General features: G+C 54.5%; 1 rRNA gene. It reads left to right on the forward strand.

Annotated elements, in window-relative coordinates:
- Positions 1-2,300, forward strand: a 23S ribosomal RNA gene (locus MTR82_RS11175); the annotation flags it as partial.

Raw genomic sequence — 2,300 nt, forward strand, 5'->3', positions numbered from 1 at the left:
ATGGGTGATGGCGTGCCTTTTGTAGAATGAACCGGCGAGTTACGATTGCATGCAAGGTTAAGCTGAGAAGGCGGAGCCGCAGCGAAAGCGAGTCTGAATAGGGCGCATGAGTATGCAGTTGTAGACCCGAAACCAGGTGATCTACCCATGTCCAGGGTGAAGGTAAGGTAACACTTACTGGAGGCCCGAACCCACGCACGTTGAAAAGTGCGGGGATGAGGTGTGGGTAGCGGAGAAATTCCAATCGAACCTGGAGATAGCTGGTTCTCTCCGAAATAGCTTTAGGGCTAGCCTCAATCTTGAGAATCCTGGAGGTAGAGCACTGTTTGGACTAGGGGCCCATCCCGGGTTACCGAATTCAGACAAACTCCGAATGCCAGTGATTTATGATTGGGAGTCAGACTGCGAGTGATAAGATCCGTAGTCAAGAGGGAAACAGCCCAGACCACCAGCTAAGGTCCCCAAATATCCGTTAAGTGGAAAAGGATGTGGCGTTGCTTAGACAACCAGGATGTTGGCTTAGAAGCAGCCATCATTTAAAGAGTGCGTAATAGCTCACTGGTCGAGTGACACTGCGCCGAAAATGTACCGGGGCTAAACGGATTACCGAAGCTGTGGATGGACCTCGTCTGAGGTCCGTGGTAGGAGAGCGTTCTAAGGGCGTTGAAGTCAGACCGGAAGGACTGGTGGAGCGCTTAGAAGTGAGAATGCCGGTATGAGTAACGAAAGACGGGTGAGAATCCCGTCCACCGAATGCCTAAGGTTTCCTGAGGAAGGCTCGTCCGCTCAGGGTCAGTCGGGACCTAAGTCGAGGCCGATAGGCGTAGACGATGGACAACAGGTTGATATTCCTGTACCACCTCCCCGCCGTTTGAGCAATGGGGGGACGCAGAAGGATAAGGCGAGCGCGCCGTTGGTTGTGCGCGTCCAAGCAGTGAGGCGTGGAATGAGGCAAATCCCATTCCTGATACGTTAAGCTGTGATGGCGAGAGGATTCATCCTCGAGTCCCTGATTTCACACTGCCAAGAAAAGCCTCTAGCGAGGCGGGAGGTGCCCGTACCGCAAACCGACACAGGTAGGCGAGAAGAGAATTCTAAGGTGAGCGAGTGAACTCTCGTTAAGGAACTCGGCAAAATGACCCCGTAACTTCGGGAGAAGGGGTGCTCTGGTAGGGTGAATAGCCCGAGAGAGCCGCAGTGAATAGGCCCAGGCGACTGTTTAGCAAAAACACAGGTCTCTGCAAAACCGTAAGGTGACGTATAGGGGCTGACGCCTGCCCGGTGCTGGAAGGTTAAGGGGAGTGCTTAGCGCAAGCGAAGGTGCGAACTGAAGCCCCAGTAAACGGCGGCCGTAACTATAACGGTCCTAAGGTAGCGAAATTCCTTGTCGGGTAAGTTCCGACCCGCACGAAAGGCGTAACGATCTGGGCACTGTCTCAACGAGAGACTCGGTGAAATTATAGTACCTGTGAAGATGCAGGTTACCCGCGACAGGACGGAAAGACCCCGTGGAGCTTTACTGTAGCCTGATATTGAATTTTGGTGCAACTTGTACAGGATAGGTAGGAGCCTTTGAGCCCGGAGCGCCAGCTTCGGAGGAGGCGTCGGTGGGATACTACCCTGGTTGTATTGAAATTCTAACCCACACCCCTGATCGGGGTGGGAGACAGTGTCAGGCGGGCAGTTTGACTGGGGCGGTCGCCTCCTAAAGAGTAACGGAGGCGCCCAAAGGTTCCCTCAGAATGGTTGGAAATCATTCGCAGAGTGTAAAGGCACAAGGGAGCTTGACTGCGAGACGTACAGGTCGAGCAGGGTCGAAAGACGGGCTTAGTGATCCGGTGGTTCCGCATGGAAGGGCCATCGCTCAACGGATAAAAGCTACCCCGGGGATAACAGGCTTATCTCCCCCAAGAGTCCACATCGACGGGGAGGTTTGGCACCTCGATGTCGGCTCATCGCATCCTGGGGCTGTAGTCGGTCCCAAGGGTTGGGCTGTTCGCCCATTAAAGCGGTACGCGAGCTGGGTTCAGAACGTCGTGAGACAGTTCGGTCCCTATCCGTCGCGGGCGCAGGAAATTTGAGAGGAGCTGTCCTTAGTACGAGAGGACCGGGATGGACACACCGCTGGTGTACCAGTTGTTCTGCCAAGGGCATCGCTGGGTAGCTATGTGTGGCCGGGATAAGTGCTGAAAGCATCTAAGCACGAAGCCCCCCTCAAGATGAGATTTCCCATTGCGCAAGCAAGTAAGATCCCTCAAAGACGATGAGGTAGATAGGTTCGAGGTGGAAGCGTGGCGACA

The sequence above is a fragment of the Planococcus ruber genome (assembly GCF_022819085.1).
GTDB classification, from domain to species: Bacteria; Bacillota; Bacilli; order Bacillales_A; family Planococcaceae; genus Planococcus; species Planococcus ruber.